The 16130-nt window shown below is 27.4% G+C and carries 15 protein-coding genes; 9 read left to right on the forward strand and 6 right to left on the reverse strand.

The genetic code is table 11. The annotated features are described in order from the left end of the window. Positions 1 to 85 precede the first annotated feature (85 nt). Genes FRIFI_RS05680 through FRIFI_RS05690 form a run of 3 tightly spaced genes read right to left on the reverse strand, consistent with a single transcriptional unit; the run spans position 86 to position 3128 of the window. Complete coding sequence (locus FRIFI_RS05680; protein ID WP_166505271.1) at positions 86 to 1330, reverse strand: ABC transporter permease; 1245 nt, start codon at positions 1328 to 1330, stop codon at positions 86 to 88. Between the two features lie 3 nt (positions 1331 to 1333). After that, a complete protein-coding gene (locus FRIFI_RS05685) occupies positions 1334 to 2014 on the reverse strand; it encodes an ABC transporter ATP-binding protein (protein WP_330405593.1) in 681 nt (226 codons plus the stop codon). A 1-nt stretch (position 2015) separates the two neighbouring features. After that, the gene (locus FRIFI_RS05690; RefSeq protein ID WP_166505273.1) at positions 2016 to 3128 is read right to left on the reverse strand and encodes an efflux RND transporter periplasmic adaptor subunit; all 1113 of its coding nucleotides are present in this window, start codon (positions 3126 to 3128) and stop codon (positions 2016 to 2018) included. Between the two features lie 335 nt (positions 3129 to 3463). Here FRIFI_RS05690 and FRIFI_RS05695 point away from each other — a divergent pair, with 335 nt between their 5' ends. The 4 genes from FRIFI_RS05695 to hydF all read left to right on the forward strand — a co-directional run bounded on the left by FRIFI_RS05695 (position 3464) and on the right by hydF (position 8837). Next, the gene (locus FRIFI_RS05695; RefSeq protein ID WP_092926214.1) at positions 3464 to 4885 is read left to right on the forward strand and encodes a [FeFe] hydrogenase, group A; all 1422 of its coding nucleotides are present in this window, start codon (positions 3464 to 3466) and stop codon (positions 4883 to 4885) included. Positions 4886 to 5139: 254 nt separating this feature from the next. Continuing rightward, positions 5140 to 6189 carry a [FeFe] hydrogenase H-cluster radical SAM maturase HydE gene (gene hydE / locus FRIFI_RS05700; RefSeq protein ID WP_092926212.1) on the forward strand — a complete coding sequence of 350 codons (1050 nt, stop codon included), beginning with the start codon at positions 5140 to 5142 and terminating at the stop codon, positions 6187 to 6189. Between the two features lie 74 nt (positions 6190 to 6263). Then, a complete protein-coding gene (gene hydG, locus FRIFI_RS05705; protein WP_092926210.1) occupies positions 6264 to 7640 on the forward strand; it encodes a [FeFe] hydrogenase H-cluster radical SAM maturase HydG in 1377 nt (458 codons plus the stop codon). A 9-nt stretch (positions 7641 to 7649) separates the two neighbouring features. Continuing rightward, positions 7650 to 8837: a [FeFe] hydrogenase H-cluster maturation GTPase HydF gene (gene hydF / locus FRIFI_RS05710; protein ID WP_166505274.1), complete on the forward strand. Its 1188-nt coding sequence runs from the start codon at positions 7650 to 7652 to the stop codon at positions 8835 to 8837. Between the two features lie 92 nt (positions 8838 to 8929). Here hydF and FRIFI_RS05715 read toward each other — a convergent pair whose 3' ends face one another. Further along, positions 8930 to 9406: a staygreen family protein gene (locus tag FRIFI_RS05715; protein WP_166505275.1), complete on the reverse strand. Its 477-nt coding sequence runs from the start codon at positions 9404 to 9406 to the stop codon at positions 8930 to 8932. Positions 9407 to 9600: 194 nt separating this feature from the next. Here FRIFI_RS05715 and hcp point away from each other — a divergent pair, with 194 nt between their 5' ends. The 3 genes from hcp to FRIFI_RS05730 all read left to right on the forward strand — a co-directional run bounded on the left by hcp (position 9601) and on the right by FRIFI_RS05730 (position 11849). Further along, positions 9601 to 11244 (forward strand): hydroxylamine reductase, encoded by a 1644-nt coding sequence (gene hcp, locus FRIFI_RS05720; protein WP_092926204.1) that lies wholly within the window; start codon positions 9601 to 9603, stop codon positions 11242 to 11244. Between the two features lie 93 nt (positions 11245 to 11337). Beyond that, complete coding sequence (locus FRIFI_RS05725) at positions 11338 to 11631, forward strand: cupin domain-containing protein (RefSeq protein WP_166505276.1); 294 nt, start codon at positions 11338 to 11340, stop codon at positions 11629 to 11631. Positions 11632 to 11660: 29 nt separating this feature from the next. Then, positions 11661 to 11849 carry a ferredoxin gene (locus tag FRIFI_RS05730; protein WP_092926200.1) on the forward strand — a complete coding sequence of 63 codons (189 nt, stop codon included), beginning with the start codon at positions 11661 to 11663 and terminating at the stop codon, positions 11847 to 11849. A 235-nt stretch (positions 11850 to 12084) separates the two neighbouring features. On the opposite strand, the gene FRIFI_RS05735 is transcribed toward FRIFI_RS05730, so the two are convergent. Next, positions 12085 to 12621 (reverse strand): hypothetical protein, encoded by a 537-nt coding sequence (locus FRIFI_RS05735; RefSeq protein ID WP_166505277.1) that lies wholly within the window; start codon positions 12619 to 12621, stop codon positions 12085 to 12087. 211 nt (positions 12622 to 12832) lie between these two features. Here FRIFI_RS05735 and FRIFI_RS05740 point away from each other — a divergent pair, with 211 nt between their 5' ends. Together FRIFI_RS05740 and FRIFI_RS05745 are read left to right on the forward strand one after the other, a co-directional pair. Further along, on the forward strand, positions 12833 to 13477 hold the full coding sequence (locus tag FRIFI_RS05740) for a hypothetical protein (RefSeq protein ID WP_092926196.1): 645 nt from the start codon (positions 12833 to 12835) through the stop codon (positions 13475 to 13477). A 133-nt stretch (positions 13478 to 13610) separates the two neighbouring features. Then, complete coding sequence (locus FRIFI_RS05745; protein WP_166505278.1) at positions 13611 to 14891, forward strand: Tle-like phospholipase domain-containing protein; 1281 nt, start codon at positions 13611 to 13613, stop codon at positions 14889 to 14891. 69 nt (positions 14892 to 14960) lie between these two features. On the opposite strand, the gene cax is transcribed toward FRIFI_RS05745, so the two are convergent. After that, on the reverse strand, positions 14961 to 16007 hold the full coding sequence (cax, locus tag FRIFI_RS05750) for a calcium/proton exchanger (protein WP_092926192.1): 1047 nt from the start codon (positions 16005 to 16007) through the stop codon (positions 14961 to 14963). Positions 16008 to 16130: the final 123 nt, after the last annotated feature.

Here is a 16130-nt window from a genome sequence, read left to right on the forward strand (position 1 = left end):
GAGTGTCTTTTAAAGACGCTCCTTTTTTATTATTTAAACATCGTTATTATTTAGTTAGTATGAAATATACGTTAAATTAAAGTATTTATTTATATATAGCTTTAATAGGATCTAATCTAGATGCTTTAAAAGCTGGTACTATACCAAAAATAACTCCTGTTACAATAGTAGCAATAAAGGCATAGAATAAGCTATTTATATTAACTATAGCTTTAAATGGTAGGTAACTAGATGCATAGTTTACAACTATAAATCCTATTATTATACCAAGTATACCACCTAAAACTGTTATAAATACAGATTCTGTTAAAAACTGTAACATTATATCTCGAGGTTTAGCTCCTATAGCACGTCTTATACCGATTTCTCTTTGACGTTCCATTACTGATATATACATAATATTCATAACCCCAACACCACCAACAAACATAGAAATAGCAGTGATTACAGTTATAAACATATTTATATTATTTACCATAGATTCAAGTGCTTTAGTTTGTTCACTAGGATCATGAACTTGATAAGTTCCTTCTATATCCGGATGAAGTTCATGAAGTTTTTGTGTTACTCTAGAAGCTGTTTCAAATAAATCATATCCATTAGATACAACTAAATCTAATTGGTATATATCAGTTGGATACATATTTTGATTCATTAGCACATCTAAAGCTTTTTTTGGCATATATGAAGTTAGATAATCCATATCTCCATAATACATAGATTCAAAAGAATTAGATTTTTCCTTTTCTTTTTTAACAACGGAACTTTCGTCTATAACGCCTATTACTTCATATATATTTCCATTTATACTTATACCTTTACCTAAAGCATCTTCAGGAGTTCCAAATAGATCAGTTGCATTTTGTAGAGTTATTATAATAACTTTTCTATTTTCGTCTTCATAAGAAAAACTTCTTCCATATAGAGGATTTAAAGTAGTATCATCTTTTAATGGTGAAACATCAACATATGTAGCTTTTTTATCAAAATAAGCTTCAGAATAAAACATAGAATTCATAGCAAAATCATCTTTAGCAGGTCCAATTTTTTCAACACCTTCTAAAAATGATAACTCTTCTAAATCTTTAAGTTTAAATGGAGATAAAAAGCTTGTCATACCTGCCATATTAGAGTTAGTAGGTTCAAAGTATATTTGAGTTTTGTTAGGATTAACTTTGCTAACTGATTTTAGAACTTCTTTTTTAACACCATTACCAATAGAACTTACAAGTATTACAGAGGTAATACCTATTATTATCCAAACTAGAGTTATAAAGACTCTAAGTTTATGTCCTTTTAAATTAGTTAATGCATTTTTCATCATATTCATAGGTTATACCTCCGATGATAATACACCATCTTTAAGTCTTATGACTTTAGTGGCATATTTTATTAAATCACTATCATGAGTAACCATTATTATAGTTTTACCTTCTTCATTTAACTTTTTTAAAACGTTCATTATATCATTACTAGTTTCACTATCAAGTGCTCCTGTTGGTTCATCTGCAAATATTAATGATGGATTGTTAACAAGTGCACGAGCAATAGCTACTCTTTGTTGCTGTCCACCAGACAATTGAAGAGGTCTAGATTTTGCTTTATCACCAAGACCAACTGAATCTAATTTTTCTAGTATTATCTCTTGTCTTTGAGCCTTATTTAAGTGATTGCTATAAAGTAATGGAAGTTCTACATTTTGATAAATATCTAAACTCTCTATTAGATTAAACTGTTGGAATATAAATCCAATATTTTTATTTCTAAAGTCAGATTTTTGATTTTCACTAAGATTAGTAACATCTTTATCAAAAAAGAAATACTTACCCTCATCAAATTTATCTAAAAGACCTAGGGAATTAAGTAAGGTAGTTTTACCACTACCTGACTTACCCATTATCATTACAAATTCTCCTTCTTCTATTTCAAGATTTAGAGATTTTAGAACATGAAGTCTATCTTTTCCAACTTTATAATATTTTTCTATATTTTCTAGTCTAATTACATTACTCAAATTAATTCTCAGCTCCTTCAGTAGTAGTTTCAGTAGAATCATCTACATTTGAAGGTGTATTATTAGCACCTGCATTATCTGTGTTTACTGGGTCGCCTTCTTTCATTTCAGGTGATATATATCTAATAACTATATCATTTGGTTCAAGACCAGAACTGATTACACTAAATTCTTCATTTTTGTCATGTATTTCGACTATTTGTTTTTTTAGTATTCCATCCAAATCTTTAAATACATAAGCTGTACCGTCTTCTTTATTTTCTAATATTGCAGTTGTTGGTACCTTAACTAATGAATTATTAACTTTTACAGAACCTTGAACATGGAATCCATTAACTAAACCTTCTTGATTTTCAAAAGATACATTAACATCATAGTAAGACATATTTCCTTGATTGCCCATATTCATTTCATTAGTATTAGTAGTTGGTCTATCTGATATAAAGCTAATTCTACCACTTAAATTTTTGTTATTTGAAAATACTAATACATCTACAGGATCATCCATTTGAAGTTTGACTAAATCTTGTTCACTTACTTGACCTTGCATATAAAATGTTGAACTTATAAGTGTCATAAATGATGAAGTTTGACCTTGCATATTATTATTTTCAGATTCATTATTATTTAGATAAACTTTACCAGCAAAAGGTGCATAAGTATTTACATAAGCTTTTTTATCTAGTGCTGATATTTGTGCATTTATTTTGTTTATTTCTGTTTTTATAGTAGGGTCATTTTCTGTATTTGCTTTTTTAAGTTCATTAACTTGAGCTTTAAGACCATCTATTTCATCTAGTATATTTTGATTTTTAGTTGTAAATAATAAATCCCCTTGTTTTACAATCTTACCATTTGTAACATTTAACTTACTTATTTCACCCTCAGTAGAAGGATTAAAGTCTTTTGTTTGAGTAGGTACTATAACCCCATTTATAAATACCTTTTCACTATCTGCTATAGTGTAAGTTTCTATTTGAGCATTTAACTCATTTACTTCATTATTTATTTTATTATTCCTATAAATAAAATAACCGCTTCCAAGTGCTATTATTACTACTGCACTTACCCCAATCATAACTTTTTTGTTTTTAAATTTCTCTAAAAAAGACATATTTTCCTCCTCATGTAAAAAAATCCATTCATTAGTAGATTATAATTGAAAATGGCTATATAAGTCAAAGTAAAATGGAAAATATACAAATTTGTAATTAAATGGGAAATGTTTTCTTAATAAAAAATAAAAAAATTAAAAAATATGATAATAAATTAAAAATTTGGGTATATAAATTTATATTAGATATGTCGAAAAATGGCAAATCTAATATATAAAAACCATAGTTTAAAGTTTAAAGCACTATATGACAACCTTATAAATATTAGAGGGTTGTCATATAAGATGATTAAATTTTTTTAGACAATAAAATAAAGTAGCAGAGGGGAAAAATCATGAAACATTTATTTACAGAAAAAGTTGTACCAGTAGAATTAGACAATCCAGCTATACAAATTGATTACGATAAGTGCATAAAGTGCGGATTATGTAAACGTACTTGTGATAATGATATAGCTGTTGCTGGAAGATTTAACCTAGAGGAAACAGGTGATGTAGCTATATGTATACATTGTGGACAATGTGCAGTAGCATGTCCAGTAGGAGCTATAACTCAAGTAGAAGACTATCAAAAAGTTAAAGAAGCTATAAATGATCCTGAAAAAATAGTAATATTTAATACAGCTCCAGCAGTTAGAGTTGCACTTGGAGAAGAGTTTGGATATGAAGTAGGTTCATATGTTGAAGATAAAATGGTAGCTGCACTTAGAAAATTAGGTGGAGAGTATGTATTTGATGTAACTTTTGGTGCGGATATGACAATAATGGAAGAAGCAAATGAGTTAGTTGACAGAATCATCAATAAAAGTGAGAACTTACCTCAATTTACAAGTTGTTGTCCATCTTGGGTTAAGTATGTAGAAACTTTCTACCCAGAGTTTATACCAAATCTATCTACAACTAAAAGTCCAATAGGTATACAAGGAGCTGCTATAAAAACATACTTTGCTAAAGAAGCAAATATAGATCCAGCTAAAATAGTAAATGTAACAATAACACCATGTACATCTAAAAAATATGAAATAAGTAGACCTGAAATGAATTCTTCTAGCAAATACAATAATATAGAAGGATTAAGAGACAATGATTACATATTAACTACTAAAGAGCTAGCTAAGTGGATAAGAGAAGAAGATATAGATTTTGAAGCTTTAGAAGGTTCTAACTTTGATGACCTAATGGGACAAGGTAGTGGAGCTGGTATTATATTTGGTAATAGTGGTGGAGTTATGGAAGCTGCAGTAAGAACAGCTTATCATGTATTAACAGGAGAGAGACCAACTAAAGAATTATTAGATTTTAAGCCAGTTAGAGGTCTTGAAGGAGTTAAAGAAGCTACACTTCAAATAGAAGATAAAGTTATAAAAGTTGCTGCTGTTCAAACTACAAATAATGCGGAAGCTTTAATGGAAAAAATAAAAAGTGGTGAAGTAGATTATCAATTTGTAGAGGTAATGACATGTAAAGGTGGATGTATAGGTGGGGCTGGACAACCTAAACAGCCTAAAAAGAAAGTAACTAATGAAATAAGATTAAAGCGTATAGAAGGATTATACAATAAAGATGCTCATATAAATGTAAAATGTAGCTATGAAAACCCAGAAGTTATAAAAGCTTATGATGAATTCTTTGAAAAACCATTATCTCATGTATCTCATGAACTTTTACATACAGAATTTGATTCTAAATATTATATGTTAGGTCGTGGAGATGTTAAAGTTGATAATGCTAAAAGTGAAGAAAAAAGCATTGGATAAAAAGTTATTTATATGAATAATTTAGTACAAAGGAATATTTAATATAATATGTCTCAGAATACATGAGTTTTATAGTTAATTCATAAAACTTATGCATTTTGAGACTCTGATAAATTGATTAAAAAATTTTTTGAAAATTAATTAAAATAATAAAATTTTAATTTGAATATATTAAATGAAATTTTAATAGTGCTTAAAACTTATTTTAAGTAGTATTGAGATTTTATTTTAACTCAATTAAAGAGGTGATATTAATGAATGTTATAGATATAATAAATAAACTATATAGTGAAAATGACGCAAGCAAAGAAGAATTACTTTATCTACTTGATAATATAAATGAAGAAGAAAAAAATCTTCTAATAGAAAAAGCTCATGAAACGAGAATGAGAACTTATTCAAATAAAGTTTATTTAAGAGGGCTTATAGAACTTACAAGCTTTTGTAAGAAGGATTGTTTGTATTGTGGGCTTAGAAGGAGTAATAAAAGTGCCGAGAGATATAGACTAAATATTGATGAAGTTTTAGAATGCGTTAGAAAAGGAGATAAGCTAGGATATAAAACTTTTGTACTTCAGGGTGGTGAAGATGCATATTATACTGATGATGTTATGGTAGAAATTATAACTGCTATAAAAAATGAATTTCCAAATAATGCTTTAACTTTATCTTTAGGTGAGAGAAGTTATGAATCTTATGAAAAAATGTTTAAAGCAGGTGCGGATAGATATTTATTAAGACATGAAAGTGCATCTAAGAAGCTATATGAATCTATTCATCCAGGAGAACCCTATGAAGTTAGATTTAATTGCTTAAAAAATCTAAAGGAAATAGGATATCAAGCAGGAGCAGGATTTATGGTAGGAATACCAAATCAAACTAATGAAGATTTAGCTAATGATTTAAGGTTTGTAAAGGAGTTTGAACCTGCAATGTGTGGAATAGGACCTTTTATTCCTCATAAAGATACTCCACTTAAGGACTATCCTCATGGGAGCTTAGAAAAAACTGTAATATGTTTAGCTATAGTTAGATTATTACTTCCAAAAGTATTACTTCCTGCAACAACTGCCTTATCAAGTATTGATAAAAATGGAAGAAATGCAGGCCTTAAAGCTGGTGGAAATGTTATAATGCCAAATTTATCACCTATGAGTGTTAGAAAAAAATATTCTCTATACAATAATAAAGCATACATATTAGATGAAGATGCAGAATATAGAAGATTAACTGAAGAAAAAATAAAAGAAGCTGGATTTGAAGTTGAAATAACTAGAGGAGATAATCCTGATTTTAGAGGCTAATATGAAAATAGTATAAGTTTTAAAAGCACAAATTAATAAATGTTACTTAAATTTAACTAAAGGAGATGTTTTAAATGTTTATAGATCATGAATATATATACAAAATATTAGAGGAAACTAAAAATCCTTCAAATGAAGAGATAAAAGAAGTATTAAATAAAGCTAAAAAAAGAGAAGGATTATCTTATAAAGATATAGCAATACTTCTTCAAGCTGAAGATGAGAAAGATTTAGAAGAGATATATTCATTAGCAGGGCAAATTAAAAAAGACATCTATGGAAAAAGAATAGTAGTATTTGCACCACTTTATGTAAGTGATTACTGTGTAAATAACTGTGTGTACTGTGGTTATCAAAGAGATAATAAGTTTAATAGAAGAAGACTTACAATGGATGAAGTAGCAGAAGAAGTAAGAATACTTGAACAAATGGGACATAAAAGGTTAGCATTAGAACTTGGAGAGGACCCTGTTAATGCACCTATAGATTATGTATTAGAATGTTTAGATACAATATATAAAACTCAAAATGCAAATGGAGAAATAAGAAGAGTTAATGTAAATATAGCAGCGACTACTGTAGAAAATTATAAAGCTCTTCACGAGAAAGGAATAGGAACGTATATATTATTCCAAGAAACTTATCATAAGCCAACATATGATTTAATGCATCCTAAGTCTATAAAAGGAGATTATAATTATCATTTAACAGCTTTTGATAGAGCTATGCAGGCAGGAATAGATGATGTAGGAGCTGGAGTATTATTTGGACTAGCAGACCCTAGATTTGAAGTTTTAGGACTTATGATGCATAATGCTCACTTAGAAGAAAAATATGGTGTAGGATTCCATACTATATCAGTACCAAGACTTCAAGAAGCTAAGGGGGTTACGTTAGAAAATTATCCACATTTACTTAGTGATAAAATGTTTAAAAAGATAGTAGCAATACTTAGAATTGCAGTACCATTTACAGGACTTATACTTTCAACAAGAGAAACTCCAGCTATGAGAAAAGAACTATTAAAATATGGAGTAAGTCAAATATCTGCAGGTTCTTCAACTGGTGTTGGTGGATATAAGGAAAGAGAAGAAGGAAAAGAAACTAAACAGTTTAAGACAAATGATGAGAGAAGTCCTATAGAAATACTAAAAGAATTATTAAATGATGGATATATACCAAGTTACTGTACAGCATGTTATAGAAAAGGTAGAACTGGAGATAGATTTATGCAACTTGCCAAGTCTGGTAATATAAAATATGTATGTGAACCTAATGCACTTATGACACTTCATGAGTTTACATTAGACTATGGAGATAAAGAGTTATATGATAAAGCACAAGAAATAATAAACACTGAAGTCGAAAGTATAGAAAGAGAAGATATTAAATCTTATACAAAGGAAAGTTTAGGGAAAATGAAGTCTGGAGAAAGAGATTTCTATCTTTAGGAGGTAATTATGAACAATACTCCAAATGCAAATAGAAAACATATTGGGATATATGGTAATACTAATAGTGGTAAATCCTCTTTAATGAATAAAATATTAGGCCAAGAAATATCACTAGTATCTAGTGTAGAAGGAACAACAACAGACCCTGTTCAAAAGGCTATGGAGTTAATTCCTTTTGGTCCAGTATTATTAATAGATACAGCAGGTCTTGAAGATAAAAGTGAATTAGGCAAAATGAGGATTAAAAAAAGCTATGACTATTTAAAAAGATTAGACTTTGCTATGTATGTAGTAGACGGTAAAAATCCCGATATAAGTACATATAAGACTTGGAAGAGGGAAGCTAATAAATATAATATACCTCATATAGTAGTTGTAAATAAATTAGATAAGCTAAAAAACAATGAGATAGATAATATAAATAAAGAATTCAAAAATCCAATATATGTATCAGCTAAAGAAAATACTAATATAGATTCTTTAAAAGAAACTATTATAAAAAAATTAGAAACTGAAGAAGAAGATAGGCCAATAGTAGGAGACTTACTAGATTATGGTTCTAAAGTTGTATTAGTAGTACCAATAGATTCAGAAGCTCCTAAAGGTAGGATAATACTTCCACAAGTCCAAGTGATAAGAGATTGTTTAGATCATGGCATAAAGACTTATGTGGTAAGAGACACTGAACTAGTTGACGCAATAAAAGATTTAAAAGATATAGATTTAGTTATAACTGACTCACAAGCATTTAAAGAAGTAGATGCTATGATACCAAAGGATATGAAGCTTACAAGTTTTTCAATACTATTTGCTAGACAAAAAGGAGAGCTTAAAGATTTTATAAATGGAGCTAGAAAACTTAAAGACTTAAAACCAGGTCAAAAAGTATTAATGTGTGAAAGTTGTACCCACAATATAAGTCATGAGGATATTGGTAGAGTTAAAATACCTAAAATTCTAGAAAAAATAGCAGGTGGTAAGCTAGATTTTGATTTTAAGGTAGGTTATGACTTTGCTAATGACATAGAAAATTATGATTTAGTAATACACTGTGGGGCTTGTATGGTTAATAGAAAAAGTGTAATAAACAAAATAAATCTATGCAAAGAAAAAAATATACCTATAACTAACTATGGCTTAGTTATAGCTTACTTTACTGGGATACTAGATAGAAGTATTGAGATATTTAAATAAAATAAGGAGGAACGATTCGTTCCTCCTTATTTTATAAATTATACAAAGTACTAATCATTTTTTATAAATACCAATAAATTAAAAAATTATTTTTATTTAACAGATACATCTACTTTATCATCAATATAGTCTTTAATAAATTTATAAGGAACTATTTTATTAAATTGAGGGTAGGAGGAGATGAATCTAACATATACAGGAGCTTCATATAAGCTAGGATTAGCTTCTAGAAGACCTTTATCTCCATTAGCTACAGCACTTATAGACATAGGAAGAAGCTCTAAAAACTTTTCAGATCGATATTTAGCCACATCATAAGGATAATCACCAACAAATACTGCAAAAGTTATTTGATACCTATCACCATATATAAAATACCATTGACTATATATTAAGTTCGTACTAGTAGTATATAAATCTAGATTATAAAAGTATGGTGAAATAGATAAATTAACTTCTCTTGGATTATCTAGGTGAAGTATATTATACCTTCTAAATCTAATAGGTGACGTAGCTGTATATGGTGGTTCTATAACTACATTAACCTTAGACAAATTTAAATTTCTCAATATTATCACATCCTAATTTAGTTGTACTATATTATATTTTTTAAGACAACTTTTGTGATATATATAACCAATCATGATTTATATTAATAAAAAATCTTATAAATTTTTATAAAATGTAACATACGTTACAGAAAAAATAACCAATAAGGAGTATTCTAAAGATAAGAAAACACAACAGTGATGGAGGAATAATTATGGAAAATAAAATGTTCTGTTTCCAATGTCAAGAAACAGCAGGATGTACAGGATGTACAAAATTTGGGGTATGTGGAAAATCACCAGATCTAGCAAGAATGCAAGATTTATTAATATATGTAACTAAAGGATTATCAGAGGTTACAACTAGACTTAGAAATGAAGGAAAAAAAGTAGCAGATGAAGTTAATAATTTAGTAACTATAAACTTATTTACAACAATAACTAATGCTAACTTTGATGATTTAGTATTCTATGAAAGAGTTGCAAAAACTTTATCAACTAAAGAAGAATTATTAGCTACATTAGAAAATAAAGAAAACTTATCAGAAGCAGCTTTATGGAATGCATCAACTAAAGAAGAAATGGATGAAAAATCAAGTAAAGTAGGAGTATTAGCTACTGAAAATGAAGATATAAGAAGTTTAAGAGAGCTTATAATATATGGATTAAAAGGAATGTCTGCATATATGAAACATGCTAATGCACTAGGTTATGATAGTGAAGAAGTAAATGCATTTATGCAAAGTACATTAGCTAAGACTTTAGATAACACTTTAACAGCAGATGATTTAGTTGCATTAACACTAGAAACAGGTAAGGTTGGGGTAGATGCAATGGCTTTACTTGATAGTGCAAATACTGGAACTTATGGACATCCAGAAATAACTAAAGTTAATATAGGTGTTAGAAATAATCCAGGTATATTAATATCAGGACATGATTTAAAAGACTTAGAATTATTACTTAAGCAAACAGAAGGAACAGGAGTAGATGTATATACTCACTCAGAAATGTTACCAGCTCATTATTACCCAGCATTTAAAAAGTATTCACACTTTGTAGGTAACTATGGAAATGCTTGGTGGAAGCAAAAAGAAGAATTTGAAAGCTTCAATGGTCCAATATTAATGACTACAAACTGTATAGTTCCTCCAAAGGATAGTTACAAAGATAGAGTATACACTACTGGAGCAGCAGGATTTGCTGGATGTACTCATATAAAAGGAAATTCAGAAGATGATAAAGACTTCTCACAAATAATAGAACATGCTAAAAAATGTAAAGCACCAGTTGAAATAGAAACTGGAGAAATAGTAGGTGGATTTGCTCATAATCAAGTATTTGCACTTGCAGATAAAATAGTAGATGCTATAAAAACTGGAGCTATAAAGAGATTCTTTGTAATGGGTGGATGTGACGGAAGAGCTAAGTCAAGAAACTACTACACAGAATTTGCAAAAGCTATACCACAAGATACTGTTATATTAACAGCAGGATGTGCTAAATATAAATACAATAAGTTACCATTAGGTGATATAAATGGAATACCAAGAGTATTAGATGCAGGACAATGTAATGATTCTTACTCATTAGCACTTATTGCATTAAAACTTAAAGAAGTATTTGAACTTGAAGATATAAATGATTTACCAATATCATTTAATATAGCTTGGTATGAACAAAAAGCTGTAATAGTATTATTATCATTATTATATCTTGGAGTTAAAAATATACATTTAGGACCAACATTACCAGCATTCTTATCACCAAATGTAGCTAAAGTTTTAGTTGAAAACTTTGGTATAGGTGGAATAACTAATGTTGAAGATGATTTAAAAATGTTCTTAGGAGAAAAATAGGTTATAAAAGTAATATTAATTATATAAGTTACTACTTATATAATTAATATTACTTAATACAAAAAGTTTCCTATAAAAAAGGAGATGGATAAAATGAAACTAATTGCTACAAACTTAAATAATATAGAAACAAATAGAGAAATATTAGTTCAAAACGAAAAATTCAAAAATATACTTTTTAAATTTGAGGAAGGTAAAGGTTTACCAAACCATACTCATAATGGATATGCTACTGTTCAAGTTATAAGTGGAAGTGTTGATATTGAATTTAAGACAGGAGAAAAATTCGTTTTAAATCCAGGAGACTTTTTACCATTTGATGCAAGGGTAGAACATAATGTAATAGCAAAAGAGCTTAGTTCAATTCTTGTTACAATAATATTTTAAAAGCTAGAATATATAATAGGAGATATAAAATGAAAGCATTTGTAGATAGAGATACATGTATAGGATGTGAAGGTTGTGTAGGTATATGTCCAGATGTATTTAGCATGGATGATGAAGGAAAATCTGTACCAGTAACAACTGATATCCCTGAAAATGAAATAGAATCAGCTAATGATGCAATGGAAAATTGCCCTGTAGGTGCAATAACCATTGAATAAATATTATATTTAATTTATTATACATATATGGTAATACTAAAAAATCCAATAGACAAACTATTGGATTTTTTAATTTTGTATTATATTATATAAAAAAGATATAGGACAAGTATATAATACACTTAATATCCTATATCTATGATACTATATTTAACTTTAATCTCTTTTTTAGTTATGTAAATTTTACTATTTACAAATAAAATTATAATTGTAAATAAAAAAATATACATACTACCTAAAGTTTACCTAATTGTTCTTGAAATTTTGAAGAAACTCCATTTTCATTTTTGCAATTAAAATCACTTAATGTTGAAATCCATAAATCAATTACTGACTCAATTTTACTATTTACAATAGATGAAGGATCTATATCATTGAAACTTAAAATATTAGTTAATAGATATTTTTTTAGTTCATCTCTTTTTAAATAATCATCTACATTTTTGCACTTATCGCAATAATTAGAATATGTATTATAAATTTGACCTAAGTAACATTCTTTATCAGTAAGGTTATTTAACTCTTTTATTGTTTTTAGAGCATTTAAAAGATTTTCTACCTTATTATGAAGAGGAAAATCTAATTCAAGTTCTTCAACCTCATTGAAAAAATTATAAGAGAATGTTATTTCTGTTAGATCTTTTAATAGATTGTCGTTAAAATCCACTTCATTTTCTTTAGCTTTTTGTACAAGCTCTTTTAATCTAATAGAAGTATACTCTATAGTAAAATTACATAATTGTTTTTCTAATGTTTTATTTTTATCTTGCATTTTTATTACTCCTTTTGATATTTAGTATATTTAATATGATACTCTTAAAAAATAGAAAAAACAGTAACTTATGTTACGGATTGGGTGGTATATAATGCAATATAATAAATACATAAATTGATAGTATTAATTTTAAAATTAATGAACAGATTACTAAATAAAGTTAAATAAAACTTAAAAACAATATCTTAATTAATAAAGGAGACAAAATATGAGTAGATTTTTAGCACCAATACACACTTGGTTATTTAATAAAGTAAAATTAAGTCAAGATTTAGAAGAACATATAGTAAGATTACACGCAGATAGATATCAAAAAGATGCATTAAAAATACAAGAAGAAGCAGTTACTTTATATGGAAAATATTTAGTAAATAAGCCATTAGAAGAATTAATAGATGTAGATAATATACATGGGTGGTTACAAGAAAGAATAAAAGAAGTTGAAAGTAGAACTGCATATATAGTGACTAAATATAAAGAGATATATGGAGAAGATAGTGTAGAACTTACAAAAAATGCATATACTCAACAAGCTATAGAATGTGCAAAAAATGAATCTAATAAAATAGATACACCAGAAAATGTATATGTTTCTTTAAATAATTATATATTAGCTGGTATGCCTTGTGATAGAGCAAGCTCTGTAATAGAAAAAAATGAAGAATATATAAAATATCAAGAAAATAAAGATATACACAAATCTAATTATGAACTAGGTAAAGGAGATTTAGAATATCTATATAATCTTAGAGAATTATGGATAAAATCATTTGTTGAAAATCTAGGTATTAGATATGCTTATGAAAGTAAAGTTAGTGGAAGTATTAGTGATAATAAAATTATAAAGCTATAAATTAAAAAGTAGTTGAAGAATTTTTTGATTTTTCAGCTACTTTTTACATGTAGGGAAATGTTATTATATAAAAAATTACAAATAGCATAAAATATTAACAAAATAATATTATATAAAAAATAGGTGATAAACTATGATAAAAAGAATATTTTGTGCAACTTTAATTTTATTTTTTATTATTAGCACGGTAGTTTACGGTAATGGGCAATTAAAAACAAACAAAAATAATAAAGAAATGTTAGAAAATTTATTAGATGAAGACAATATTTTATGGAGAATTGACAGTGATAATGATGGAATAACAGATGCGCTTGAAGAAATAATAGGGAGTAATAAATATAAAAAAGATAGTGATGAAGATGGATTAAATGATAAGATTGAAATTGAACTAAATCTTAATCCAAATAAAAAAGATAGTGATAATAATGGGGTAGAAGATAAAGATGAAGATTTTGATAATGATGGTAAAAGTAATGAATATGAATTAAAATATAAAACTAATCCAAAATTAAATGATAAATTTATAACTCCGCGATTTAGAAATAAAAATGTAAAAGTAAATGGTGAGATGTTACTTGAAAGCTGTAAGTTAAGTTATGAAGGTATAGAAAAAATGAAAGTAGGAAAAACAGTAAAAGAAGTATTTGGAAAAAATTATGATCTTTTAAGTGATTTTACTATAATAAGAACTACAGGACATACTAAAGGTTTTTCTGCTATAGCTTTAAAAAATGGAGATGCTTTGATAATAGCTTATCAAGCTAGTAAAGATTATAAGGATTGGTTAGGTAATTTCTTAACGCAATTTATGCCTCATCCTCAAAGAAATGCTTGTATAGAATTTCTTACTCCACTTATAAATAAAGAAGATAAAATATATATAACAGGTCATTCACTAGGAGGCCTTTTAACTCAATACGCTATATATGAACTTTACAACAATGGTTATAAAAATATAAAAGGAATAACTTTTAATGCTGCTAATAATATGAACCCTAACCATATAAAAGGTGAATATGGACCCTTAATACTCAAAAAAAGCTTAGTAGGATATTATATATCAGCTTATGTAGATATACTCTCAGAAACAGATGAAAAAATTAAAGATAAAAAAGAATTAATTGAGTTTTTTGATAAATCAATAGAATCAGATGGATTTATAGATATTAATGATAAAAAATGGAGAAGTAGTGATTTTTTTATAAATTATGATAAATTTATAGAAAACTATATAGTCAAAGGAGACCCTTTATATACAATAATAAATGGAGGATATTTAGGTAAATATAATAAAAAAGATTATGGATATAAAAATAAAGAAATTATAAAAAATGAAAAAGATTTCTCCAATGCTCATAGAATTGAAAATTTTGAAAATGATATTGACTTAAAAAAATCAATAGAAATAAATTAAAATATAAAAGCACCTATGTAGCTAAAAACTTACTTAGGTGCTTTTATATTTTAATACAATCATACTACTTTATAATATGAAAAAGCCTGCTGCTATTATAAAGTACACAGAAAGTAATTGGACCCCTTCTAGCCAATTGCTTTCTCCATCGCTAGCAACTCTATTAACAATAAGAACTGCAAAAATAAGAGACACTAATTCAAAAGGGTTAAATACTATGCTCATAGGAGTAAATAGTAAGCTTAAAAATATTAAAACTGGAGCAACAAATAATATTATTTGTAAACTTGAGCCAATTGCAATTTCAACTGATACATCCATTTTATCTTTCATAGCCATAACAATAGCTGTAGAATGTTCTGCTGCATTTCCTATAATAGGTATAAGAATTATACCAACAAAGAATTCACTAAGTCCAAGAGTTTTAGTTAAAGAATCTATACCACTAACTAAAAATTCACTTTCAATAGCTATAAATATAGTAGCTAGAGCAAGCACTATAATAGATTTTTTTAATGTCCATTTAGCGCTACCTTCATCATCACTATGGTTTATAGAATATATATCTTTATGAGTAAAGAATGAGAAAACTAAACTTAATATATATATAGTAAACATAATTATTGCAACTACCACGCTAAGACCTTCATATTTAGTATTTAAAAGGGAAGGATCAATAGTATGTGTAAAAACAGCAGGAATACAAAGTCCTATAACTGCAAATAAAAGCATACTAGATGATACTTCTACAACCTTTTTATTAAAGGTTTGATTTTTATGCTTTATACCACCAAATAGCATGCTAGCTCCTAAAACTAATAATATATTTCCTATAACTGAGCCAGCAATAGAAGATTTTACAACATCAAATAAGCCAGCTTTTAAAGCAAAGAATGAAATTATAAGTTCTGTTGCATTTCCAAAGGTCGCATTTAAAAAACCTCCTATTTTAGGACCTGTATAAAAAGAAATTTCTTCAGTTGCTTCACCCATAAGACCAGCAAGTGGTATTATCGATAAAGCAGCCAAAATAAACATAAGAGTAGGTGGGAAATGCATAAATTCACCTACAAAGCTTATAGGTATGAAAATTAATAAGTATTTTAAAATATTCATATATACCTCCATATATATTTGAAAATGATTAGAATTATAACTATTATACCATTTATTACCTAAATATACATAAATAAAAAGTTATAAAGTTAGGATATACATTTATCACTTAAAATACTCAAA

This window comes from Romboutsia hominis, assembly GCF_900002575.1.
In the GTDB taxonomy this organism is placed as follows: Bacteria; Bacillota; Clostridia; order Peptostreptococcales; family Peptostreptococcaceae; genus Romboutsia_C; species Romboutsia_C hominis.